The sequence below is a fragment of the Brevibacillus sp. AF8 genome, from assembly GCF_021270385.1.
Classification (GTDB): domain Bacteria; phylum Bacillota; class Bacilli; order Brevibacillales; family Brevibacillaceae; genus Brevibacillus.
This window is the reverse complement of sequence record NZ_JAGQDN010000018.1, coordinates 73,335-98,302: the sequence shown is the minus strand read 5'-3', so window position 1 is coordinate 98,302 and position 24,968 is coordinate 73,335. Positions and strand designations below refer to the sequence as shown.

Genomic DNA, 24,968 nt, shown 5'->3' with positions numbered 1-24,968 from the left:
GTTAAAATTTTGATGGCCTGCCGGGGGTTTCATCAGCAAGCTATCAATAATTTTATATACTTTTACATTCTATATAGAGGTGAGAGAAGTGAACAAAAAATTACTCATGCTGTTTATGGCAGTACTGTTGGCTGTATTCACAGCTGCATGCGGCTCCAATAACGCTGCTCCTGCAACAACTGCGGGGGACGCAACCAAAGCACCGGAAGCTGTACAAACATCCGAGGAAGTTACGATCAAGCATAAATTGGGTGAAGCAAAACTGAAAAAGAATCCAAAAACAGTTGTAGCATTTGACTTCGGTGTTCTGGATTCCTTGGACAAATTGGGTATCGAAGTAGCAGGTGTTGCACAGTCTACCAACATTCCTGCGTACCTGGAAAAGTTCAAAGACGCGAAATACACAAACGTTGGCGGTTTGAAAGAGCCAGACTTTGAAAAAATCAATGCAATGAAACCGGATGTGATCTTCATTTCCGGTCGTCAACAAGATGCTTACGAAGAGCTGAACAAAATTGCTCCAACCATCTTCATGGGTGTAGACAATGCGAAGTACATGGAATCTTTCAAAGAGAACATGAAAACATTGGGTACTATCTTCGGTAAAGAAACACAAGTAGAAGAAGAGCTGGGCAAAATCGATGCATCAATCAAAGAATTGAATGCAAAAGCAACGGCAAGCGGCAAGACTGCTCTGATCGTGATGGTTAACGAAGGCAAGCTGAACGCTTACGGCGCCGGTTCCCGTTTTGGTATCCTGCACGGTGAATTCGGATTTACGCCTGTAGACAAAAACATTTCTGTAGAAAATCATGGCCAAAGCGTTTCCTTTGAATATATCGCAGAAAAAGATCCAGACTACCTGTTCGTAATTGATCGTGGAAACGCGATTTCCAAGAATAAAGAAGTGTCTACTTCTACACAGCAAACGGTAGAAAACGACCTGATTAAGAACACGAAAGCATTCAAAACTGGCAACATCATTTACTTGGATTCTAGCAACTGGTACTTGTCTGGTGGCGGATTGGTATCCACCGCTGGCATGGCAGAAGAAGTTCTGAAAGAAGTTAAATGGTAAGAGGCTAGAAAAGAAAGTGGCGGCAGCCCATGGGAGTAAGGCATTCCCTGGGCTGTCGCCTTTTCATTTTTTAGAACGTGCTGATTCATTTATACTCGGGGCTCCCGCTTGGCAAACTCTTGTAACATCCCTCTTATTTGTTCAACCAATAAAGCAGGTGCCTTCTTTGGTGAACCCGAGTCAAACGGTGGCTGGGGATCGTATTCCAAAATCAACTGGACTCCTTTGCCCATATCCTCTCCCAATTCCCATGCAACCAATTGGAGTGCCATGTCGATACCAGAGGAAACGCCGGCTGCTGTAACGATTTTGCCCTGACGAACGACTCTCTCCTCTGTTGGAATGGTACCAAGAGATTGGAGCAGTTCGAAGGACCCCCAATGAGTAGTGGCTACGGCTCCATGTAACAAGCCTGCGGCACTCAAAATCAGAGAGCCGTTGCAAACAGACGTAGTCCATTTCGTCGTCTCATGTATGTGGCGAATCCACTGTAGAGTTTCTTCGTCATTCATAGGGGTTTTATAATTGGGCGGACTGCAACCGGGAACAACAAGAATATCAGCGGAAGTAACTTCTGAAAAACTGTAATCGGCATGTAAATAGCCCATATTGGAATCAAGTTTGATTAACCCTTTTTTCTTAGCGACAAATTTTACTTCACATTTCAACGTAGCAGCGAATACATCGTATGGACCAATTGCATCTAATGCGGTGATGCCGTCGAAAAGCAAGATGGCAACCTTCATGCTGATCTCTCCTTTGAAATGGGATATTTTTCTTGCAAACAAATACTATCATACATATAGGGGGTATATGTATGTCTGAGTTGTGACTAACTGCAAGGTTTTCTAAGCCACGTAACGAGGAGAGATAAACGGTTGGTATAGCAAAAAGCCGGTTACACCGTAAAACGTGGTGAAAACCGGCTTTTTGCTAGCGGAATCTAACCGTTATCTGGCTCCAACCAGCTTGCGCTCTTGCGTGTAAACAGGTTGGGTAGTGTTTTCGTTAGGTTGCTTTAGATCCACAGCATGACATAGCTCATATGGGAGGCAGAGCGGCACACCCGTGCGAGGGTCAGTCAGGATGTCTGCTTCGATGTTAAATACCTTACGCAGCATCTCAGGCGTCATGACTTCAGCAGGGCTTCCCTCAGCGACGACGGTACCGCGAGAGATGGCAACCATGTGCTGTGCATAACGGGTTGCGTGGTTCAAATCATGGACGACCATGACGATCGTACGATTTTCTTCGTCATTCAGCTTTTGCAGGAGCTTGAGAACCTCCAGCTGATGAGCCATATCCAGGAAAGTTGTAGGCTCATCCAGGAACAGGATGTCCGTTCCTTGCGCCAGGGCCATCGCAATCCAGGCGCGCTGACGCTGACCGCCGGATAGCTGGTCAACCGGACGATCATGGAAATCTGCCATGCCGGTCATGGAAATAGCCCAGTTTACGATTTCCTTGTCTTCCTTGGTCAAAGAACCGAAGCCTTTTTGATGAGGGAAGCGGCCATAGGTAACGAGCTCAGACACGGTCAAGCCATCGGGTGCGGTTGGGTTTTGCGGCAAAATCGCAAGTTGCTTGGCGACTTCCTTGGTCGATTGCTGATGGATCGACTTTCCGTCCAAAAATACTTGTCCGCCGGTTGGCTTCATAATCCGGGCGAGAGTTTTGAGGATCGTCGATTTACCAGAACCGTTTGCACCGACCAGGGCGGTGATTTTTCCAGAAGGAATGCTGATGTTCAAGTCTTTGACAATGGAAAGCTCACCGTATCCGATGTCCAGCTTTTGCGTGTATAAGCGCTCCACAATGGGCCAACTCCTTTTTAGGAAAGTATGTACATGTATGAATAAACGTAGACAATGATAATCATTTTCACTAAGGTAAAGTATATAACGGAATGAAGCCAAATTCAATATGAAAAAGCCAACCTGCTCACATGTGTGAACAAATTGGCCTTGGGTTAACTTACGATGGTCAAGCTTTAGTAGGTGATATGAGCGATAATACCTTCTTCGTCGTCCAATACCAGCTCGATACCGGCGGAATAAGGGTTCCGCTGCATCTGGGTCTCCAGGTAGTAGCGAATCGCTTCAATCATATTAATCTCGACCAAGATTTGTTGGCGATCCATCCAGTGTATTTCAGCAGAGAAGCCATACTCCTCGTCCCACATCAGCTCGACGGAGATGTCTTGTGGCTTCAACTGCTTTTTGTTAGCTGCATGAATGCAGATTGCATTAATGATATCTTGTTCAGAAAAAGTTATCTTTTCCATGCGTTCAGTTCCTGTTCTTTCGCGCGCTTGGTTTTGAAGTAGACGAACGCTTTGCGGATCAGGATAATCACAGCGAGGATCGCCATCAGGTTGATCATGAAGCCAAGGATGGAGCCGAGAATACCCATATCAGCGAACAAGCTTCCAAACAGCAAACCAGCCAGACCGCCAATCAGGAGACCTTTCATGAACCCGCCGCTTTTGCTTGCGGTAGCAGCAGGAGTTGTTGTAGTACCTTTATTGGTTGTTGCGTTTACATTTGAATCGGCTTTGTTGGTTGTTTGTGTATTGGTAGGAGCCGTGTTAGAGTTAAAAGATTTTTTCCCGGACTTATAACCTTTCGCATCGGCATGATCAATGAATCCTCCGGCCGGAGCGAGTACGAGCATTACGGCAACCAACATCATGATGAGTTTTTTCATGTTATTTGAGTAGCCCCTCTCATTAAAATGACTTGTATATATAAGTCTACATGAATATCGAGCGAAATACCAACGAACTTTCAGTGACGATCAGTCTAAATACCTACAAAAAAGCCCCTGACAAGCGATCTCGTCAGGGGTTCTTCGATTTACGCGCTCTTTTTCAGTTTTCGGGCTGCCCAGTTACCCAACGATTGAATGAGCTGGACCAAGACGACAAGGATAATGACGGTAATGATCATGACTTCGATGTCCCATTGCTGGTAGCCGTAGCGCAAGGCGAGATCGCCCAATCCACCGGCACCGACTGCGCCCGCCATAGCAGTGGCACCGATCAAACCGATGGTCGCAATCGTCAGGCAGAGGACGATGCCAGGTCGTGCTTCACGCAGCATGATGCGAAAAATAATCTGCGTCCGGGATGCGCCCATCGCTTGGTACGCTTCGATCACGCCGCGATCTACGTCATGCAGGGCCGTTTCCATCAGGCGTGAGATGTAAGGTGTCGTATAGACGATGAGCGGCACAATGGCTCCCTCAATCCCAATCGAGGTGCCCACGATCAACTCCGTAAAAGGAATGATCGCAACCATAAGAATAATAAAAGGCAGTGAACGCACAATGTTGATGAGCGTATTCAGGGTGTGATAGATGATCTTGTTCGGGAAAAGGTGATTCGCCTGTGTGATGACCAACAAAATCCCGAGCGGAATCCCGATCAATGTCGCAATGAACAACGAAAACCCGACCATGATGACAGTCTCTTGCAGGGATTGCCCGAATACCGGAATCATTTCAATCAGACGCTCCATTAGCTCCGCACCTCCTCTGGTGACACAATATCTACGCGGTAGACGGATTCCCGCAAGAAGCGAATGCCGTCTTGAATGGGCTGGTCTTCACCAGAAATGTGCAATAGCAAAATGCCGAGCGCCGTTCCCTTAATGGTCGTAATCGAGCCGTACAACAGATTGGTGCTAATCGGAAAGTGTGCGGACAAGGTGCCTAGAACTGGATCGAGAGCGGCATCTCCGCGAAAGGCAACGCGAACAATTTTGGAAACGGGTCCGGTTTCTTTTATCTTGGACAAAATCTCCTGTGGTACCTGATCGTCAAAAACCGTTTTGATAAAATTGCGGGTCGTTTGCTCTTGCGGATTGCTGAACACATCCAGAACAGAGCCTTGCTCGATGACGACACCGTTTTCTATGATAGCTACCTGGTCGCAGATTTTTTTGATGACCTGCATTTCATGTGTAATCAGCACGATAGTCAGGTTAAACTTTCGATTGATGTCGAGCAACAGCTCGAGAATCGATTCGGTCGTCTGCGGGTCGAGAGCGGAAGTCGCTTCGTCGCAGAGCAGGATTTCCGGATCAGTCGCAAGCGCACGAGCGATGCCCACCCGTTGCTTTTGTCCACCGGATAGCTGAGAAGGATAAGCATTTGCTTTATCAGACAAGCCAACCAAGCCGAGAAGGTCTTCTACCTTGCGCTTAATGACATCTTTGGGGACGCGATTCATCCGCAAGATTTCCGCCACATTGTCAAAGACATTATAGGAAGAGAGCAGGTTGAAGTGTTGAAAAATAATCCCGATCTTTTTGCGAGCTTGCCGCAGCTCTTTTTCCTTGAGGGTCAGCATGTTCTGGCCATTGACGATCACAGAACCGCTAGTTGGCTTCTCCAACAGGTTGATGGTACGGAGCAGGGTGCTTTTCCCCGCTCCGCTAAAGCCGATCACCCCGTAGATTTGCCCTTTTTCCACCTGCAGGGATACGCCCTTCAATGCTTTTACCTGCTTGTTTCCTACTTGATACGACTTATGAATATCGGTTAGCTGTATCATAACGAGTTCTCCTTGTTGTTCTTGATGTTCCTGGCGTCGATCTTACCAGGACGGCAGTACAGCTCCTTCAAAACGCTCGTCGATGAATTTTTTCACTTCTTCCGAGCGGTAGATGTCCACCAGCTTTTTGACGGCAGGGTTGTCTTTGTTGGTTTCGTTGACTGCCAAGATGTTCACGTACGGAGAGTCAGCCTTCTCAGCGAAGATCGCGTCTTTTTTCGGAGAGTAGCCAGCTTCCATTGCGAAATTCGTATTAATCGAAGCAACCTCTACGTTATTCAGCGAGCGTGCCAGGAAAGCAGCCTCCAGCTCTTTGAATTGCAAATTTTTCGGATTTTCCACGATGTCCAATGGTGTTGCGTTGTCACCCACGCCATCCTTGAGCTTAATCAAGCCAGCTGCCTGATAGAGCAGCAATGCGCGTGCTCGGTTGGTCGGGTCGTTTTGAATGCCGACAACACCGCCTGCCGGGATATCCTCGACTTTTTTATGCTTGGTGGAGTAAAGACCCATTGGATACGTCACGGTTTTTCCGACCTCGACGATCTTTGTTTTGTGATCCTGATTGAACTTCGCCAAGAACGGAATGGTTTGGAAGCTGTTTACATCGAGATTTCCTTTATCGAGAGCTTGGTTCGGCTGTACGTAATCGTTGAAAACGACGACTTCGACGTCGAGTCCTTTGCCTTTGGCGACTTCTTTTACTTTGTTGAGAATCTCTTCGTGCGGGCCGCCAGTGACGCCGACCTTGAGTGAGGTTTGTTCAGCAGCAGTGCCACCGTTAGCAGGCGCAGCTTCTTGTTTACCACCGCAAGCCGTTACGAGCGATGCAGCGAGCAGCAGTGTAGTGAGCAGTAGACCAGTCTTTTTCATGAAAATACCCCTTTTCTCTGGATGTAAGATGGAAACGAAAAAAGCCTCTTCCGACAGAAGAGGCGAAAACTGCGAGTATGTAAACACACTGCAACAATACCTCTCTTATCTGTCGGAATAAATTCCGCTGGATTTGGCACCATATCGTTTGCGATAGGTTGCCGAGGTGTCATAGGGCCAGTCCCTCAACCTCTCTTCATAAGAGAATGTGCTATGAAATTTTAACGAAAGATAAAATCGCTAATCCTTATTCGAATAGTTGGATTATATCTTGCACCAACGTGGATGTCAAAGTTTTTTTCAAATGAATGTGATATTTGCGAAAAATGTGGTGATTCTACCTTCCTTTCGCATTACTCCTGTACAACCACCAATCGGGCGGGATGAGAGTCTGTCATTTTTTGAATATTTTCCATATTAATTATTGATTTTCCATTTATTGCCATGTAATATACTTAATAGGAAGATAATTCCAAATTACTAGTGATGGAGGATTATTATGAAAAGATCTGTTAAAGGTACAATTGCAGCAGCTCTTTTACTTAGCAGTCTATCTATTGGATCTAGTGCTATGGCATCATCACATGATGCAGTTGTAAAAGAAAAATATCCGGAGAGTCACGTTAAGGTTAATCAGGTTAAATATCCGGATACTTCCGCAAAATCTTTTATGAAGTTATTGGAACCTATGGGATCTGAAAGACCGATTGACGACGTTCCAATTAAGAATGCCAAAACGGATTCCAAAAATTTTAATATTCCAGAGGGCTATGGTTGGGTTAAAGTGTGGGTATATAATAGTGGAACCTACGAGATCAAAGTGTCCGTTACTGATTCATCCGGTAGTCAGAAAATGTTCTTTAGAGTACCACCTTATGGTAATCAAAAATTTGAAATAAGTAGCTCGCCTTGGGGAACTGGTTCGCATACAGTTTCGCTTTCGTCAGATGAGAACATGGAAGGTAAAGTTGCAGTTAAAATAGCACAACACCAGAATGAGCTGTAACACATAACAAAATACCAAAAACGAAAAAACATCTCGGTTCACTGTTTATGGTGAATCGAGATGTTTTTTTTGGCGTTGTACTCGCCTCCAAGTGGGGATAGAAAAATCTGAAATTTAATTTTCTGACAGACCACGAGAGAACTGCCCACCCTGAAAGGGGGGAGGGGCAGAAGGTATCGCATAGTCCCCTGTCCGGTAAATCCCGGTAGATCAATTCACGCAATTATATGAAATTGATCTAAATACGAATATTCTATTGAAGAATCGGGAAATCATTTGTATAATGAGAGCGAATGAACTCTATGCCAGCTATCGCAGGTGATGACATGACTCTCGTGGACTCCAATGAAACCAGAAAAAAGCTGTCTGCCATCTATAATGAGATAGCAAAAGAGTTGTTCGGATTTGGAACGACTTTGCTCCGAGTCACGATTGAAAACCAGATGATTACGTTCCAAGCCAAGCATCGTCGCTCTCCGCGCTCACAAGCGTTGGAAGGAGAAGCGCCGGCCCTCAAGCTCGAAGTCGATTTTCGCATGTCCCTTCTTTATAAGAAGAAACTGAGAGAACGACTGGAAGAAGAGATGGGGTTGCCGTTGGAAGCCGTGCTGAGGGACTATGATGCGCCTACGCAGTGGGCGATCACGAATGTTATTTTAGCTGAATCAGAACTGAATACCTGACGCAATCGTTCGGATTTTCTCTTTTGATCTATCTTAAGGGGAGACCGTAGACTTTGCGTAAAACGGGTGTCACTTCTCTTTGTTTACGAAGAAAAGTGCTCTTGTTTAGAATGATACGTTCTAATCAAGGGTACTTTTCTTTTTATTGTATCACCATATTTTGTCATCAATTGAACCCAACTGGAGGAGAATTACGATGAAAAAATTACTTGCTGGAATCCTGTCTTTCTCTATGATGTCACTGGCTCTCGCTGGCTGTGGCAGCAATGATCAACCACAAGCGGGAGGAGCTGGCGGCGAAGCCAAGGGCGAGCCACAAAAGCTGGTTATCTCCACATGGGGCTTCTCCGAAGACTTTTTCCGCAAAGAAGTATATGAGCCGTTTGAAAAAGAACATAACGTGAAAATCGTGCTGGAAATCGGGAACAACGCAGAGCGTCTGAACAAAATTCGCCAAGGAAGCTCCGATGTAGACTTGATCTACCTCTCTGACTACTATGCACAGCAAGGGATTGAGAGTGGCGCATTTGAAAAAATCGACCGCAGCCGAATCCCGAACCTGGATCAAATCTACGACATCGCCAAAGCACCACTGGGCGAGGAATACGGTCCAGCTTACACGATTGGCCAATTCGGGATTGCCTACAATCCAAAGCTCGTAAAAACCGAAATCAAAGATTGGAAAGATCTGTGGAACCCTGAGCTGACAGGCAAGCTGACACTGCCAAGCATTACTTCCACGACAGGCCCGATGGTTCTCGACAGTGCTTCTGCGGTCGCGGGCAGCAAGGAATTCAACGAGGATCAAGCCTTCGCGAAAATGAAAGAAGTCAACAAAAGTGTCGTGAAGTTCTACGATAAGACTTCCGAATACGTGAACATGTTTGGACAAGAAGAAATCGGCGTAGGACCTATTATGGAAATGTACTTCAAAGACATCAAAGCCGCTGTTCCAGAAGCTGTTTTCGTACAACCTGCAAGCGGCGGATATGCAGTCATGAATACGGTTAACATCGTAAAAGGCTCGAAAAACAAAGCACTCGCAGAAGACTTCATCAACTACCAGCTGAGCAAGGAAGTTCAGGAGAAAACAGCAAAGGCAAAAATCGATTCTCCTGTAAACAAAACGGTTCAACTGACAGAAGAAGAAGCAAAAGGCGTAACGTACGGGGAAGCAACCGTAAGCAAGCTGAAAATGCTGGATATGAAATTCGTGAACGAGCACTCCAAAGCATGGATTGACCGTTGGAATCGTGAAATCACGCAATAACGAACGATAGAAAAACAAAGGGCGAGGGTATAGACAATTTTCGGATATACCCTCGTTTTTCAACGTATAGGAATTTATAAAATAAATTCCGGAGCGCATGTAAACATTCCGCTAAAATGCGGTCGCTCCACGTTGAATTGGCTTCGATAGAAGTTTTCTTATGAGGAATGAACGTGAGGAGGACCACTCGTGCAAAAGATCATTCTTGACGTGGATACGGGCATTGATGATGCGCTTGGCATTATTCTCGCTGTGAAGAGCGGGCAATTCGATCTGGTTGGCATTACTACGGTGAATGGCAACGTGTCGTTGCGAAAAGCAACAGAAAACACGTGCAAAATTCTCGATTTCTTGCAAGTCGGCGAGCAAATCCCTGTTGTCTGTGGAGCATCTGAACCGCTGCTGCGACCGTTGTTTTTCGAGCATGCCGTACATGGTGAGGATGGTTTGGGAGGAGCCCTTGCCGGAGTTCCGATTTACAAGGAACCGACAGCTGGCTTTGGCCCTGATTTCATCGTGGAAAACGTACTTGCTCAATCCGGCGAGATTACGCTCATCATGACGGGGCCGCTGACCAATTTGGCTTTGGCGGTGAAAAAATGCCCGGAGCTTGTTCAACACGTCAAGGAAGTCATTTTCATGGGTGGGGTTGTCCGCGAGCATGGCAATGTGACGCCAGTTGCGGAGTACAACATGTACGTCGATCCAGAGGCAGCGAAGGTCGTATTTCATGCCGGATTCCCGCAATTGACGATGGTTGGACTGGATGTGACGCGAAGAGTGCTGCTGAACGAGGAGCACATTCGTGAGCTGGGAGATACACCGATGGGCGAGTACGTGAGACAGAGTACGTCTGATTACCTCCATCGTTATTTTCAACGAAATGGCATTTATGCGTGCGCCATGCATGATCCATTGGCTGTCGCAGTCGCACTCGATCCGAAGCTGGTGAAGACGCAGAAGTTATATGTAGATATCGAAACGAGAAGTGAGCTGTGTGATGGGCAAACGGTTTGCGACTTTCAAAACCGCCTGAAAAAAGAACCGAACATAAACGTCTGTCTGGACGTAGATGCAGATGCGTTCTTTGCGCGTTTTCTCGGCGCATTGAAAGCCTGACGATACCGTGAACAGGAGTTAATCAGATGAGAAAAACGGGTCTTTATTTATTGCTGTTGCCGGGTGTGCTGTTTTTGACGCTGTTCATGGTCATTCCGATCGTGATGACGATTGCGTCCACCTTTTATCAGGATGGTAGCTTTACGATCCAAGGCTATCTCCAATTTCTTACCGACGCGTACTTCCTGAAAATTATGCTGACAACGTTGCAGGTCAGTCTGGTCACGACGATTGCGTGTGTTCTGATCGGTTTTCCTGCCGCGTACTACATTTCCAAGCTTGGCCCACGCAAAAAAGGCATCCTGCTGGCATTGGCGATTTTTCCTTTGCTGACCAGCTCTGTCGTGCGGTCGTTCTCTTGGATGATTATTCTCGGAAAAAAGGGCTTATTGAACAGCTCGCTGCTTGCCATCGGGCTCATCGATAAGCCGTTGGAAATATTGTATACGCCGACTGCGATGATGATTGGTTTGATTCATCTGTTCCTGCCGCTGATCATTATTACGCTGGTAGGGGTGATGGAAAATATCGACCCAGATTTGCTGAAGGCGGCGGAAAGCTTGGGTGCTTCCAAGTTGACGGCCTTCTGGAAGGTCATTGTGCCACTTAGTGTGCCAGGACTCATCATCGGTAGCATTCTCGTGTTTGTCGGAAGCCTGACCGCCTACACCACGCCTGCCTTGCTGGGTGGAAAACAGCGGGTCATCTCCACGTTTCTGTATCAAAATGCGATTACGCTCAATGACTGGCATTTGGCATCTGTCATTGCCACGATCATGATTGTCATAACATTTGTCGTCATCTATTTCATGAACAAGCTGGCGACGAAATTAAATCCGAAGGGGTAGAAGCTATGCAGGAGAAAAATCGCGGGTTGGCCCTGTTTACCTCTCTCGTCTTTCTGTTTTTGCTAGGGCCACTCATTATCATTTCTTTTACGTCGTTTGAGCCGGGGAGCGTCTTGAAGTTTCCGCCGGAGGGTTTTTCCTGGCGGTGGTACGAAAACATTTTTGAGGTAGAGATGTTCATGACGACGTTCAAGACGTCGATGTTCGTTTCTTTGCTGGGAAATCTCTTGGCGCTCTTGTTGGGGATTCCGGCAGCTTATGCACTCAGTCGCTTTGATTTTCGCGGCAAGGGCATTTTGAATGGCATTTTCATCTCACCTGTCCTGATTCCGGGTATCGTGATGGGTTTTGCCATGCTGAAATACGTCATTGTCGTATACCATTTGCCGATCTATGCGGGACTTCTCGTCGGTCATACGGTGCTGATGCTTCCGTTTATCATTCGCGTCATTGCATCTTCCTTGTCCAACTTTGACTTCGCTATTGAAGAAGCGGCGTTAAGCCTTGGGGCAGGTCGTCTCGAAACCTTTTTCAAAGTCGTCTTGCCGAATATTCGCTCCGGGATTATTGCTGCGATTCTGATCGCTTTTCTGGAGTCGTTCAACAACGTAGATATCTCTGTTTTCATGACGGGACCAGGGGTAAGCACGCTGCCGATCCAGATGCTGACGTACGTAGAAAACAACTTCGATCCGACGATCGCCGCGATTTCCGTGCTGCTCATGATTTTTACGGCTATTCTCATGTTCATCATTGAACGTCTGATGGGGCTTTCCTACTTTACAAAACGATAACGGAGGCATCAACTCATGGCATTGCTCACGCTGGAAAACGTATCGGTTGCCTATGACAATCAATATATATTGCAAAACTTCAATCTCAATATCGAAAAAGGACAGCTCATCTCTTTGCTTGGTCCGAGCGGTTGCGGAAAGACGACGACGCTGCGTTTGATTGCGGGTTTTCTGGAAGCAAAAGATGGACGATTCATGTTTGAAGGAAAAGATTATACGCGCGTTCCGGTAAACAAACGCAACTTCGGGTTTGTGTTCCAGAGCTATGCGCTGTTTCCGCACCTTTCTGTTTTCGATAACGTGGCGTTCGGTTTGCGCCTGCGCAAGGTCAATGAAACAGAGGTAAAGACCAGGGTGCAGCAAATTCTCGAAGTCGTGAGTCTCGGCGGCTACGAAAAGCGTTTCCCGAAGGAGCTATCCGGTGGTCAAAGACAGCGCGTGGCGATTGCGCGAGCACTGGTGATTCAGCCTGACCTGCTGCTGTTCGATGAGCCGCTTAGTAACCTCGATGCCAACCTGCGGATCAACATGCGCGTAGAAATCCGTCGTATTCAGCAGGAGCTGGGAATTACGACTGTGTACGTATCGCATGACCAGGAGGAGTGCTTCTCCATTTCTGACCAGGTGGCGATCATGAACAAGGGTGTGATCGAACAGCTCGACGATCCAGCCACCATTTTCAAATATCCAAAGACTGAGTTTATCGCTCGCTTTATTGGTTTTACCAACTTCATCGACTTCGCGGAGCGCACCGAGCAGAACGGAGAAATCGGCCTGCGTGTCGGTGATCATCATTTTACCGCGTCCAAAAATCCGGGCACGGCGAATCCATCCGGCAAAAAATGCGCAATGCGACCAGATGACCTTCTCGTCACGACAGAAGAGAGCACCGAGTCGGGAATGAACCGTTTGCGCGGGACGGTAAAGGTAAGCACGTTTTTGGGACGCAGCTATCAATATGTCGTGGAAACAGAGCTGGGCGACTTCACGGTCAATCAAGAGATGGAGACGCCGTACAAGACTGGCCTAAACGTCAATCTGCTGTTTCCAAAAGACAAAGTGGTACTCGTGGACTAAAGACAGGAGGTTATTTTCGTGAAGGTCGATTTGTTGATTCAAGACGTCCAAGTATTTAACAGCTATTTTAAAAAGTTCATCAAAGGAAACGTCGCTGTTTTGGATGAACGATTCTTCTATATCGGTGAGCGGAGTACGGAAACATTTGAAGCTGCCGAGATCGTGGATGGACAAGGCCGCTACATGATTCCAGGTCTGGTCGATATACACTTGCATATTGAGAGCACGATGGTGACACCGGAGACGTTTTCCTTTGGCCTGATTCAAAACGGAGTGACGACGATCGTACCGGAGCCGCATGAGATGGCCAATGTGTTCGGAATCGAAGGGATCAAAGAGATGATTCGCGCGAGCCGTGATTGTGTCGTTGATATGCTGTACGCGATCCCGAGCTCCGTACCAGCTACCTCAATGGAAACGACGGGTGGGTCTGTCGAGATTGCAGATATGGACGAGCTATTGCGATCCGAAGAGATCATTTGCCTCGGCGAAATCATGAACTACGTAGACATCATCAAGGACCCTGACTGCAAGACGAATCGCATCCTGGAGCATATCCGCAAGACGTATCCAAAGCTCGTCATCGAGGGACATGTTCCGAAATTGCTTGATTTGGACCTGCATCGCGTCATTTATGCGGGAGTGGACTCTGATCATACGCACCAGACGCGTGAGGGCATGGAAGCGAGAATCGCAGCGGGCATGTTTCTGGAGATTCAAGAAAAATCGATGACGGATGAAGTCATGGACTATTTGATCAAAGAGGATGTTTCCGAGCATTTTTGCTTTGTGACGGATGATGTGATGACCGATTCCTTGGTCAATCGTGGACATTTGAACCATATCGTGAAAAAAGCCATTCAAATGGGCATGAAGCCAGAGCGTGCGATCTACGCAAGTACATTTACCCCAGCCAGACGTATGAACATGACAGATAGAGGGGCGGTTGCTCCCGGGAAAATAGCGGATTTCCTGTTGCTGTCTGATCTGCATGAATTCAAGATCGAACGCGTCTACAAAAAGGGGAAGAAGGCTTACGACGCCAAGGAAGAGTACCGACAAGTAGTTAAAGAAAAGCAGTTTCCTGCGCATTTTTATGAGAGCATCAAGCTATCGCCACTGACAGAGAAAGACTTCCGCGTCACGGTAGATGTGCCGGATAATCGCTATCCATGTCGGGTCATGCTCGTTCAAAACGGTTCTACTTTCACAGAGGATCACCGTGGAATCGCTGAGGTACGGGAAGGGCAACTCTTGTGGGAGGAGAGTCCGTACGGCTTGATCGCCGTCTTTGAACGTTATGGCATAAACGGGAATCGCGGTTACGGCTTGATTAGCGGCGATACGATCAAGCGAGGTGCGGTAGCCACCAGCTATTCGCATGACAACCACAATCTCTTGGTTGTCGGACACAACCCGCACGATATGATGGTCGCAGCCAATGAAGTCATCCGTAATCAGGGCGGCTTTTACGTGGTAGAGGACGGCAAGGTGATCGCGAGCCTTCATTTGCCGGTCGGAGGCATTTTGACAGAGGAACCATTGGAAAAGACTGCAAAGGAAGTCGAGCAACTTCGCCGTGCCATGGAGTCGCTCGGTTACAATCATTACAACCCGATCATGTCGATCAGCACGCATTCCTTACCGGTCAGTCCAGCCTTGAAGCTGACGGATCTGGGGTTGATCGATGTAAATGACGGGAAAATAGTTCCGTTGCTCTTGATGTGATAAAAGTTGTCTGCTGAGAATATTATTTTCGGCAGGCAATTTTTTTTTGATCAAAAAGTCCCGAAAGAAGCATATAAATTTTCATGCATAGGCATACACTCCTGATTCATCTCCCTATTTTCTGACTGGAATTCGGGTATTTGGTAGGTTTTGGTTTAGGTATTCAGAATCTGTAATACTGGAAAAAATTTCTGTAACATGGAATTCGATCCTAATCCAGAAAAGAGGAGATAAATAAATGGATAACGTAGGGTTGAGAAACAAACTGTTCAGTAAAGGGCTGTCGCTTTTGTTCATGCTGGCAATGATGCTGGTAGCAGGCGCAGCTACGCTCGTGTTCGCTGAGAAAGTTTCGGCTCACGGGTACATCGAATCCCCAGCGAGTCGTTCTTACTTGTGTAAGACGGGGCAAAACACAGGCTGCGGTCAAATCCAGTGGGAACCGCAAAGTGTGGAGGGGATTGGGGGGTTCCCGCAATCTGGTCCCGCCGATGGTGAATTTACCGGTGCAGGCCGCTATCCTGAGCTTTACACACAAACAGCAGATCGCTGGACAAAGGTTACCTTGCAGGGTGGACAAAATGCGTTTACTTGGAATTTGACAGCCCCGCATAGTACAGCGGAGTGGAAATATTACATCACGAAAAAAGATTGGAATCCTAACAAGCCGCTTGCCCGAGCGGATTTGGAACTGTTCTGCTCGTTTCAGGACGGAGGGAAAAGACCGCCATTCACGGTAACACAATCGTGCAATGTACCGACAGATCGTAGCGGTTACCACATTATTTTGGCTGTTTGGGAAATTGCTGATACGGGCATGGCTTTCTACCAGGCAATTGACGTGAATTTGATTAACACGGGAACAGGTATCGTAGAAAAGCCTACCGTTCCAGGCAATGTGACTTCCGTATCGCAAACAGCTACAAGCATTGACCTTAGCTGGACAAAATCCGTGGCATCTGAGGGAATCAAGCAATACGATGTGTATCGCGATGGCAAATTCATCGCATCTACGAAAGAAACAGCTTACACGGACAAAGATTTGACGCCTGCTACGGCTTACAGCTACACCGTTGTGGCTGTTGATGGCAAAGGGAAAGAGTCTGAGGCTAGCAAAGCACCGACCGTTCGCACAAAAGCAGAAGATATCGTGGATACAGAAGCACCGACGGCACCAGCAGGTATCATGACTCACCATCCAACAGAGTCAGAAATCGACCTCATGTGGAGCCCTTCTCGAGACAATGTGGGTGTGGTGAAATACGAGATTTACCGTGATGGCTCCCATGTAGGAACAGTTGATAAGCCTTCCTTTGTCGATAAAGGATTAACGGCAGGAACATCTTATACGTATACGATCAAGGCAGTTGATGCAGCAGGAAATATTTCCGAAGAGAGCGCACCTTTTGCTGCAAGCACAAAGGATAAAAAGCCTGAAGTACCGGGTGAAATCGCTGAGTGGGATTCCTCTGCTGTGTATGTACAGGGCGACCGCGTCTTGTATGATGGACTGGAATTCGTAGCAAAATGGTGGGTAACTGGTGAACAGCCAGACCGTTCCGATGCGTGGAAGCTGGTAAGCGATGTCGCACTGTCGTGGGATTCCGGCAAAGCGTATGATGGCGGAGCGCAAGTGAACTACGAAGACAAGGTTTATGAGGCAAAATGGTGGACCAAGGGCGAAGAGCCAGGGAAAGCCGATGTATGGAAGCTTGTTGAATAATGGAGCAAAGCCCGGGTGATCTGCCTGGGCTTTTGTTCGTCAAAGTGCAGCCAGTATTTTGCTGATTCCTGCTTGTTTTGCTATACTTATAATTTGAAAGATAAGCCCATCTTATAAGTTAGAAGGAAATGAAAAATGAATGAAACCTATTCGCTAAAAGAAAAATGGCGACAGTTTTTGGCTGTTTTGCTTCCGATCTTGATCTCACAACTTGCGCTGTTTTCGATGACCTTCGCCGATACCATCATGTCTGGACATGCAAGTCCGACAGATTTGGCAGGGGTAGCGATTGGGGCTAGTTTATGGACACCTGTTCAAGCAGGCTTGACGGGGATTCTGATGGCTGTCATGCCGATGGTTGCACAGATGGTTGGGGCAGGGAAACAAGATCAGGTGTCTTACACGGTTATGCAAGCTTTGTATTTGAGTGTAGGGATTGCGGTCGGTGTCATCATCGTCGGTGGTTTGGTGCTTGATCCGATCCTGAACTGGATGCAATTGGAGCCTGAGGTGCGTACGATTGCTCGCGGCTTCCTGCATGCAATCGCTATTGGAATTGTTCCGATGTTTCTTTATACGGTGCTCCGTTGCTTTATCGACGCATTAGGACAGACACGGGTAACAATGTTCATTACCCTGCTTTCGTTGCCGATTAATGTCTTGTTGAACTACGCTCTTATCTTTGGTAACTTTGGTTTGCCTCGACTGGGTGGAATCGGTGCCGGGCTTGCATCTGGCATCACATACTGGTGTATTTTGCTGATTACTTTGTTTGTCGTGAATCGCGTGCACCCATTCATTGAGTTCGGTTTGTTCTCCAAATTTCATCGGATCTCGATGAAGGCATGGAAAGAGCTGCTGAAGCTGGGGCTTCCTATCGGATTTTCGATCTTTTGCGAGGTTAGCATTTTTGCGGCCGTCACTTTGTTCATGAGTGAATACAGCACGATTACGATTGCTGCGCATCAGGCAGCGATGAACTTCGCATCATTCCTGTACATGGTTCCGTTGAGCATATCCATGGCGTTGACGATTGTCGTCGGCTTTGAGGTGGGAGCCAAAAGGTTCCGGGACGCGAAGCAGTACAGTTATTTGGGTATAGGTATCGCTCTTGGTATTGCCCTTTTGTTCGGAATCAGCTTGCTGATGTTTAGCAAGCAGGTGGCTGGTTTTTACACGACCGACATCGAGGTGTTGGAGCTTGCCCAGCATTTCTTGATGTACTCGATCCTCTTCCTGATCTCTGATGCCGTCGCAGCACCTATTCAAGGGGTACTGCGCGGGTACAAGGATGTGACCGTTACCTTTATTGTTGCGCTGATATCTTATTGGGTGATTGGCTTGCCTTTGGGATACATTCTGGCGAAATTCACTTCGCTTGCCGCATTCGGATATTGGATTGGTCTGATTACGGGATTGGCTGCCGGTGCCATCTTCCTTTTTGGACGTCTGCTGTCGTTACAGAAACGCATGATTCGCAGCCATTCATAAGGAAACAGATAAGCGGAAAATCCCTGATGTGGGGGTTTTCCGCTTTTTGCATGAAGAATGAAAGCCTCGTTTACACTAGGTGAAAGACCAGATATACTTCTTATCATAGATGATGGAAGATAACCTGACATCAAAGCAGAGGGGGGGAGAGACTCATGTCACTCTCGGTATTCACAACGTATGATTTTTTGCTAAAACTAGGAGTTGCACTATTTCTAGGCTTGATGATTGGTATGGATCGGCAGCTCAAGCACAAGCCGCTGGGTGTAAAAACCAGCATGGTTATTTCGGTTGCGAGTTGTCTCATTACGATTGTCTCGATTGAATCCGTGCATCGGTTCTCCTTGCCCGGACACACGAATATGGACCCGCTGCGCTTGGCTGCTCAAATTGTGAGCGGTGTAGGTTTCCTTGGGGCTGGTGTTATTCTACGCCGGAGTAATGATGTCATATCAGGTTTGACCACAGCATCGATGGTCTGGGCGGCTTCTGGACTTGGGATTGCAGTAGGTGCAGGATTTTATTTTGAGGCAGTGACCGCGACGATCCTCATTATTTTGGCGATTAATTTGTTCCCAGTCATTCTTCGCTTGGTTGGTCCAGAATCACTCAGACAAAGAGATTTGTCGATCAAGATTGTGGTCGAAGGTGGGGGCGATTTGGATTTGGTGTTCAAGCAGATTAAGCACCTCGAACTGCAAGTGAAGCGGGTGAAGGTCAAAGACTTGGACAATAATCTGCAAAAGCTGGAAATGATGATTACAGCGTCGGAAAATACGTATACGACGGATATTTACAGCTTGTTGAAGGCTGTCGATCATGTCATGTCGGTAGAAGTAGAAAGCAGATAATATGGAATACTAGAAGACGGGGGCTATGATATAGCTTTCGTCTTTTTTATTTCATTTTCAAGTGGCTGTCGTGAAGGAAGAAGCGCATTTCCAGTCTACGCTTCGGCCTCCGCCCCACAAGGGGTGAAGACTGTCCGCTTAGGAAAAAATGGCGGGAGCGCTTCAAACGTAGATGGTTCGAAGAAGGATTCCATAAGTGAAGCTGAAATTCCCCGCCATTTTTTCCTAAGCTGGGTCGGGCTCCAGAGGCGCTTGGACTGGAAATGCGCTTCTTCTACGTAGCTTTTGTTTCCACTCTTGAGAGTGAACTCATAAAGTCTTCCTGAAATACTTACCAAACGTTGTAAAAGCTCCTACTACACATAAGCTGTACGAAAGCACTGTCACATGTCTGGAAGGAGACCGCCCGAACGAAGAGAGGATACAGGAGACTGGAAGACATGTGGCAGGGCTTCCTCCGATCCCAACCGTTTGAGGACAGCAATATTTTTAGTTTTCCCCCAAAAAACACTTCATCCCTTGATAACAAGAATGAAAATCATTATCATTTTAGTGAAGAAGAACTGCCTTATCCTTTTTTACATAAGGAAACGCTTGATAACGAGGAGGATGCGAGATGGAATTCAGAATTGAAAAGGACACGATTGGAGAAATCAAGGTTCCGGCGGATAAGCTGTGGGGCGCCCAAACGCAACGCAGCTTCCAAAACTTTGAAATCGGCGAAGAAAAAATGCCACTTCCACTGATTCGCATGTTTGCCATCCTGAAAAAAAGCGCTGCGCTGGCAAATCAAAAGCTGGGCAAGCTCGACAATGAAAAGGCAGAAGCGATTGTGGCGGCAGCAGATGAAGTGATCCAAGGAAAATGGGATGAGCATTTTCCTCTCGTTGTCTGGCAAACTGGCAGCGGCACGCAATCCAACATGAACGTCAACGAAGTCATTGCTCATCGCGCGAACCAATTGCTCGAAGCGAAAGGCAGCTCGGCTCGCATCCATGCCAACGATGATGTGAATAAATCGCAAAGCTCTAATGATACGTTCCCGACAGCGATGCACATGGCTGGACTGGTCGCTATCGAGGAGCAAGTACTGCCTGCACTCCAGCTGTTAAAGGCAACGTTGAAAGAAAAAAGCGAAGCCTATATGGATATCATCAAAATCGGTCGCACGCATTTGCAGGACGCGACTCCACTGACACTGGGCCAAGAATTCAGCGGTTGGGTACGCATGCTGGAAAAATCCGAAAAAATGATCAAGGAGAGCAAAGAGTACCTGCGTGAGCTGGCGATTGGCGGTACGGCGGTAGGAACAGGAATCAATGCTCATCCTCGTTTTGGTGAAATGGTCGCTGCAGAAATCAGCGCGGAAACCAAGCACCAATTCGTGACCGCAGAAAACAAGTTCCACGCGCTGACCAGCCATGACGAGCTCGTTCATGTACATGGTGCCCTCAAAGCACTGGCAGCGGATCTGATGAAAATCGCCAATGACGTAAGATGGCTGGCGAGCGGCCCGCGTTGCGGAATCGGTGAACTTATCATTCCGGCGAACGAACCAGGCAGCTCGATCATGCCAGGCAAGGTGAATCCGACCCAAAGCGAAGCGATGACGATGGTCGTATGCCAAGTGATGGGCAACGATGCTGCGATTGGCTTTGCTGCAAGTCAGGGGAACTTCGAGCTGAACGTGTTTAAGCCAGTCATCATCTACAATTTCCTGCAATCCGCAAGATTGTTGGCAGACGTGATGAAGTCCTTCAACGACAATTGCGCAGTAGGTATCGAGCCTGATCTGACAGTGATCAAAGAAAATCTGAACAACTCGCTGATGCTGGTGACGGCGCTGAACCCGCATATCGGCTATGAAAATGCAGCAGCCGTAGCGAAGCTGGCTCACAAAGAAGGCATTACACTCAAGGAAGCGGCGATTAAGAGCAATCTGCTGACCGAAGAGCAATTCGATCAAGTTGTGCGCCCTGAACAAATGATTCATCCAAAAGAATAAGGGGCTTCATAAACAAAACCGATGGTTCCGTGTAGTGGCCATCGGTTATTTTTTTGAAGACAATTACAGATGCGATCCGCCACTTGCATCAATCAATTGCCCGGTTACCCAACGGCTGTCCGAGGAAGCCAGAAAAGCGGCAATATCCGCTACATCATCAGGCTCTCCCCATCTGTTGAAGGTAGAAAGTCCAGCGGCATACTTCTGCCCATCCGGATTATTTTGCAACGTACCAGCATTCATCTCGGTGTTAATAATGCCAGGAAGGATCGCGTTTACCGTAATCTGACGGCTCCCCAGTTGCTTTGCCAAGGCTAGCGTCAGTGTGTTTACAGCCCCTTTCGATATACTGTAAGTGAACACACTTGGGGAAGCTGCACGAGTCACAAAGGATGAGAGATTGATGATACGGCCTTCCTCTCTTAGACGGGGCAAAGCTTGTTGGATCATAAAAAATGGTGCTTTGACATTGATGTTCATGACCTCGTCAAACGATTCTTCGGTAGCTTCTTCCAACGTTAAGATTTGTCCGATCCCAGCGTTATTAACGAGAATGTCAAAACGATGATCTCCTGTACGCTTCTGCAGTGCTTCGTCCAATGTCGCATAAAAATTACGAATGCCGTCAAGGGTACGCAAGTCTGTGCCGATTGCGAATGCCTGGCCTCCAGCGCGTTCAATCTCACGTACGACTGCTTCTGCTTCTTCTTGTCTTCTTCCATAGTGTACGACGACGAATGCTCCGTCCTGTGCCAGACGTAATGCGATGCCACGACCAATCCCGCGGCTTGCTCCGGTTACCAACGCAATTTTTCCTTTCAAATTACTCATGGTTTCATCTCCCTTGATTCAAATTCAAGTTAGTTATAACACAAGGGGAGGTTTGAAATATTGCTCTCTCATTCGGCGGTTAGTCTTACTTGCTTTACCTTTTCTTTAACAATTCTTGTTATAGTGATGCTATCTATATCTACTACGCATGAGTTCGGAGGTGTTTGTCCGTGAGAATTTTGATTGTAGATGACGACAAAGAGATTGTAGAACTGATGGCGATATATTTGAGCAATGAAGGGTATGAGATCGAAAAGGCTTTTGACGGTTTGGAAGCGATGGAGAAGCTGGAGCAGAAGCCCATCGATCTCGTCATTCTGGATGTCATGATGCCCAATCTGGATGGGCTGGAAGTTACCAAGCGCATACGAAAAAACTCGACTATCCCCATCCTGATGGCGAGTGCCAAAACGAATGATATGGACAAAATCCTGGGCTTGATGACGGGTGCAGACGATTACGTGGCGAAGCCTTTTAATCCGCTGGAAGTAATTGCGCGGGTCAAGTCTCTCCTGCGACGGTCGAACTACACGCAGGCAAGCAAACAGGATCATGTGATTGAGGCGGGGCCATTGATTATCGACAAGCAAAGCCACTTCGTTCAGACAAAAGAAGGCACCCCGATCAAGCTGACGGCATTGGAATTTTCTGTCCTGCATCTTCTGGCAAGTCATCCGAATCGGGTATTCAGCTCGGAAGAAATTTTTGACCGCTGCTGGAAAATGGAGAATTTCGTTTCCTACAAAACGGTAATGGTTCACATCAGCAACTTGCGGGAAAAACTGGAGAAGGCGACCAATGGCGAGAAGGTGATACAGACGGTCTGGGGGGTCGGCTATAAAATTGAAGCTTAGAGCCAAGGATTTTATTCGCATCCTTTTCGATTTGCTGCTCGGCCTCATGATCATCTACGCTGTTTTTCAAATGGCCGATTTTTTTGCCAACAACTATTTGTACACCATCCCGGAAATCAGAGAGTTCATCTGGAAGATGCGGGTCAATTTCGATATCAACTCTTTTAAAATCCCCATTATTTTGTTGGCAACCGGTATGTTTGCAGCGTGGTCGGTCGTTCGTATCCGCAAGTACCTGGAACAAAAGCAGATGGAACAAATCATAAGCGAACTGCATTTCATTGCAAAAGGCAACTATCATCACCAGATTTCTATTCGTCCAAACGGCAGCTTGGGCCAAGTCGTCGATAGCATCCATGCTCTGGTCAAAAGCGCTTTGGATGCGATGGAGGAGGAGCGGCGGCTGGAACAATCGAAGGATGAGCTGATCACCAACGTTTCTCACGATTTGCGAACGCCGTTGACCTCCATCATTGGCTACCTTGGGCTGATTGAACAGAACAAACAAAAGGACGAGGAGAAGCTCAAGCACTACGCTCATATCGCCTACGAAAAGGCCAAACAGATGAACGTGCTCGTCAATGATTTGTTTGAGTACACGAAGGTCCGCAATCGCGGAGCGTATTTGAAGCGAACGCAGTTTGACTTGGTAGAGCTGGTTGAGCAAGTATCAGTCGGCTTTCGGCTCGTGGCGAATGAGGCGGGGCTTCGTTTAATCGTAGATACGCCCGATCAAAAAATTGAAATGGCGGGAGATACTGACAAGCTCGTTCGCGTTTTGGAAAACCTCATTTCAAACGCAGTGAAATACGGACACGATGGTACAGAAATTATCATTCGCGTTTTTCAGCAAGAAGAAGGTGTCGCGATTTCCGTTGCCAATAACGGAGCGCCGATCCCGGCTGAATATGTATCGAGCTTGTTTGAACGCTTTTTTCGAGTGGAGGGCTCACGTTCGAAAGAGACAGGGGGCTCGGGTCTTGGTCTTGCTATCGCCAAAAGCATCATCGATCTGCACCAAGGCACCATTTCCGTTGAAAGCACAAATGAATGGACGACCTTTACCGTTTGGCTACCACGTACAATCTCAAGCATTTGAGAAAGCTTTACTTTTTCTTTACCTTTCGTTTCCGTTAATTTTAAACGAAAAGTCTATCCTGACTGCATGAGGTTATGACAAGCGGCTCATTTCCGTCGTGACGGGCGCAAAAGAAGATGTCAATCGTTTTACAGTGACAAAAAAACTGATGGGGAGAGAGGGTTTGACAATGGATAACGTGCAAAAAGTGGAGAGACCGACAGAACTGCTTGTAATTGCAGGTTATGCAGTGTTTGCCCTTTACTTGTTTCTCGTCGTGAAGGTACTGCTGTTTAAATTCGGCAGTTTGGACAGCAGCTTGCTAGTGGATCAGTGTAAAATCATTTGGAAAGATCCCTCTGTGATTGTGGAGCGCTTACGCTATCAGAGTAATTTGGTGCCCTTTCACGAAATCGAGAACTATATCAAATTGATACGAAATAACCATAGCTGGCACAGTGCAGTGAACTTCGTAGGCAACGTGATCGCCTTCATGCCATTTGGCTTCCTTCTGCCACTCTTGTTCCCGAAAAAAGCCGGCTCCCTATTCAGAGTCATCCAGCTATCTCTGATGCTAAGCCTCGGTGTGGAACTGACACAACTCGTAATGAACGTCGGAACATTCGATGTCGATGACCTGCTATTGAATACAGCGGGCGGTATAATTGGGTATGTGATCTACTTGTTCATTTGGCTTCTACAGAAAAAACGATTCATCTTGTCAGTCTCTTCCTAGGCTACTTATTAGGCACCCCTGTGGTGCTTATTTCTTTATTATTAAAAAAGGTGTGGATGAACAAAAAAGCTGGCGAGAAGAAAAAGCACAGGGCTCGCAGACCTTGACAACGCCTACCCAGTCGGAACTTCAAAAAGGGGACCACGCTTGTCGAACACTTCTTCCCTGAGAAACGTCCGCCCGTAGGGTGGCTTTGGCTCGACGGTCCCCTTTTTGAAGTGGAGACGGACAGTGAATCCCCCTTGCGGGTGTGTCAGAGTCGAAGAGAACTGTGCTTTTTCTTCCCCTCCACCATGTTGACCCAAACGCAGCGGTCCCCCCTTGTTTTGTCCCAATCCCTATGTTTACACTAGTAGAAACCCATTGAA

General features: G+C 47.2%; 24 protein-coding genes and 1 riboswitch. Of the genes, 16 read left to right on the top strand and 8 right to left on the bottom strand.

Annotated features, from left to right (window positions below; translation table 11 throughout):
• Positions 1–88 precede the first annotated feature (88 nt).
• Positions 89–1,078 carry a siderophore ABC transporter substrate-binding protein gene (locus KB186_RS21040; protein WP_304502553.1) on the top strand — a complete coding sequence of 330 codons (990 nt, stop codon included), beginning with the start codon at positions 89–91 and terminating at the stop codon, positions 1,076–1,078.
• A gap of 89 nt (positions 1,079–1,167) precedes the next feature.
• Here the strand turns inward: KB186_RS21040 and KB186_RS21035 are convergent, their stop codons facing one another.
• The 7 genes from KB186_RS21035 to KB186_RS21005 all read right to left on the bottom strand — a co-directional run bounded on the left by KB186_RS21035 (position 1,168) and on the right by KB186_RS21005 (position 6,506).
• Positions 1,168–1,824 (bottom strand): DJ-1/PfpI family protein, encoded by a 657-nt coding sequence (locus KB186_RS21035; protein ID WP_173610277.1) that lies wholly within the window; start codon positions 1,822–1,824, stop codon positions 1,168–1,170.
• A gap of 204 nt (positions 1,825–2,028) precedes the next feature.
• On the bottom strand, positions 2,029–2,892 hold the full coding sequence (locus KB186_RS21030; RefSeq protein WP_173610278.1) for an ABC transporter ATP-binding protein: 864 nt from the start codon (positions 2,890–2,892) through the stop codon (positions 2,029–2,031).
• A 176-nt stretch (positions 2,893–3,068) separates the two neighbouring features.
• On the bottom strand, positions 3,069–3,362 hold the full coding sequence (locus tag KB186_RS21025; protein WP_173610279.1) for a YxcD family protein: 294 nt from the start codon (positions 3,360–3,362) through the stop codon (positions 3,069–3,071).
• Positions 3,350–3,784, bottom strand: a complete 435-nt coding sequence (locus KB186_RS21020) for a hypothetical protein (protein ID WP_047070069.1) — start codon at positions 3,782–3,784, stop codon at positions 3,350–3,352. Before KB186_RS21020 ends, KB186_RS21025 begins: the two co-directional genes overlap by 13 nt.
• Positions 3,785–3,933: 149 nt before the next feature.
• Positions 3,934–4,596 (bottom strand): methionine ABC transporter permease, encoded by a 663-nt coding sequence (locus tag KB186_RS21015; RefSeq protein ID WP_173610280.1) that lies wholly within the window; start codon positions 4,594–4,596, stop codon positions 3,934–3,936.
• Positions 4,596–5,633, bottom strand: coding sequence for a methionine ABC transporter ATP-binding protein (locus KB186_RS21010; protein ID WP_232774303.1), 1,038 nt, complete (start codon positions 5,631–5,633; stop codon positions 4,596–4,598). Before KB186_RS21010 ends, KB186_RS21015 begins: the two co-directional genes overlap by 1 nt.
• Positions 5,634–5,675: 42 nt before the next feature.
• Positions 5,676–6,506 (bottom strand): MetQ/NlpA family ABC transporter substrate-binding protein, encoded by an 831-nt coding sequence (locus tag KB186_RS21005; protein ID WP_221867273.1) that lies wholly within the window; start codon positions 6,504–6,506, stop codon positions 5,676–5,678.
• Positions 6,507–6,608: 102 nt separating this feature from the next.
• Positions 6,609–6,711: riboswitch (SAM riboswitch) on the bottom strand.
• Between the two features lie 294 nt (positions 6,712–7,005).
• On the opposite strand from KB186_RS21005, the gene KB186_RS21000 reads away from it, so the two are divergent.
• From KB186_RS21000 to fumC, 12 genes are all read left to right on the top strand, one after another.
• Positions 7,006–7,512: a hypothetical protein gene (locus KB186_RS21000; protein ID WP_232774302.1), complete on the top strand. Its 507-nt coding sequence runs from the start codon at positions 7,006–7,008 to the stop codon at positions 7,510–7,512.
• Between the two features lie 326 nt (positions 7,513–7,838).
• Positions 7,839–8,195, top strand: a complete 357-nt coding sequence (locus tag KB186_RS20995; protein ID WP_173610495.1) for a Na-translocating system protein MpsC family protein — start codon at positions 7,839–7,841, stop codon at positions 8,193–8,195.
• Positions 8,196–8,391: 196 nt separating this feature from the next.
• Positions 8,392–9,465: an ABC transporter substrate-binding protein gene (locus tag KB186_RS20990; protein WP_173610284.1), complete on the top strand. Its 1,074-nt coding sequence runs from the start codon at positions 8,392–8,394 to the stop codon at positions 9,463–9,465.
• Between the two features lie 189 nt (positions 9,466–9,654).
• Positions 9,655–10,584 (top strand): nucleoside hydrolase, encoded by a 930-nt coding sequence (locus KB186_RS20985; RefSeq protein WP_232774301.1) that lies wholly within the window; start codon positions 9,655–9,657, stop codon positions 10,582–10,584.
• 26 nt (positions 10,585–10,610) lie between these two features.
• Positions 10,611–11,432: an ABC transporter permease gene (locus KB186_RS20980; protein WP_007724617.1), complete on the top strand. Its 822-nt coding sequence runs from the start codon at positions 10,611–10,613 to the stop codon at positions 11,430–11,432.
• A gap of 5 nt (positions 11,433–11,437) precedes the next feature.
• Complete coding sequence (locus KB186_RS20975) at positions 11,438–12,226, top strand: ABC transporter permease (protein WP_232774300.1); 789 nt, start codon at positions 11,438–11,440, stop codon at positions 12,224–12,226.
• A 15-nt stretch (positions 12,227–12,241) separates the two neighbouring features.
• Positions 12,242–13,303, top strand: coding sequence for an ABC transporter ATP-binding protein (locus tag KB186_RS20970; protein ID WP_232774299.1), 1,062 nt, complete (start codon positions 12,242–12,244; stop codon positions 13,301–13,303).
• A gap of 18 nt (positions 13,304–13,321) precedes the next feature.
• The gene (locus KB186_RS20965) at positions 13,322–15,031 is read left to right on the top strand and encodes an adenine deaminase (protein ID WP_232774298.1); all 1,710 of its coding nucleotides are present in this window, start codon (positions 13,322–13,324) and stop codon (positions 15,029–15,031) included.
• A 238-nt stretch (positions 15,032–15,269) separates the two neighbouring features.
• Positions 15,270–16,754 (top strand): lytic polysaccharide monooxygenase, encoded by a 1,485-nt coding sequence (locus KB186_RS20960; RefSeq protein ID WP_232774297.1) that lies wholly within the window; start codon positions 15,270–15,272, stop codon positions 16,752–16,754.
• Between the two features lie 135 nt (positions 16,755–16,889).
• On the top strand, positions 16,890–18,245 hold the full coding sequence (locus tag KB186_RS20955; protein ID WP_232774296.1) for an MATE family efflux transporter: 1,356 nt from the start codon (positions 16,890–16,892) through the stop codon (positions 18,243–18,245).
• 155 nt (positions 18,246–18,400) lie between these two features.
• Positions 18,401–19,096 carry an MgtC/SapB family protein gene (locus KB186_RS20950; RefSeq protein ID WP_173610291.1) on the top strand — a complete coding sequence of 232 codons (696 nt, stop codon included), beginning with the start codon at positions 18,401–18,403 and terminating at the stop codon, positions 19,094–19,096.
• A 616-nt stretch (positions 19,097–19,712) separates the two neighbouring features.
• Complete coding sequence (gene fumC, locus KB186_RS20945; RefSeq protein ID WP_232774295.1) at positions 19,713–21,101, top strand: class II fumarate hydratase; 1,389 nt, start codon at positions 19,713–19,715, stop codon at positions 21,099–21,101.
• A 63-nt stretch (positions 21,102–21,164) separates the two neighbouring features.
• Here the strand turns inward: fumC and KB186_RS20940 are convergent, their stop codons facing one another.
• On the bottom strand, positions 21,165–21,932 hold the full coding sequence (locus tag KB186_RS20940) for an SDR family oxidoreductase (RefSeq protein WP_173610293.1): 768 nt from the start codon (positions 21,930–21,932) through the stop codon (positions 21,165–21,167).
• Positions 21,933–22,096: 164 nt separating this feature from the next.
• Between KB186_RS20940 and KB186_RS20935 the strand changes: the two genes are divergently transcribed.
• From KB186_RS20935 to KB186_RS20925, 3 genes are all read left to right on the top strand, one after another.
• On the top strand, positions 22,097–22,786 hold the full coding sequence (locus tag KB186_RS20935) for a response regulator transcription factor (RefSeq protein ID WP_016739586.1): 690 nt from the start codon (positions 22,097–22,099) through the stop codon (positions 22,784–22,786).
• Positions 22,776–23,885: a sensor histidine kinase gene (locus tag KB186_RS20930; protein WP_173610294.1), complete on the top strand. Its 1,110-nt coding sequence runs from the start codon at positions 22,776–22,778 to the stop codon at positions 23,883–23,885. Before KB186_RS20935 ends, KB186_RS20930 begins: the two co-directional genes overlap by 11 nt.
• A 169-nt stretch (positions 23,886–24,054) precedes the next feature.
• The gene (locus KB186_RS20925; protein WP_232774294.1) at positions 24,055–24,600 is read left to right on the top strand and encodes a VanZ family protein; all 546 of its coding nucleotides are present in this window, start codon (positions 24,055–24,057) and stop codon (positions 24,598–24,600) included.
• The last annotated feature ends 368 nt before the right edge of the window (positions 24,601–24,968 follow it).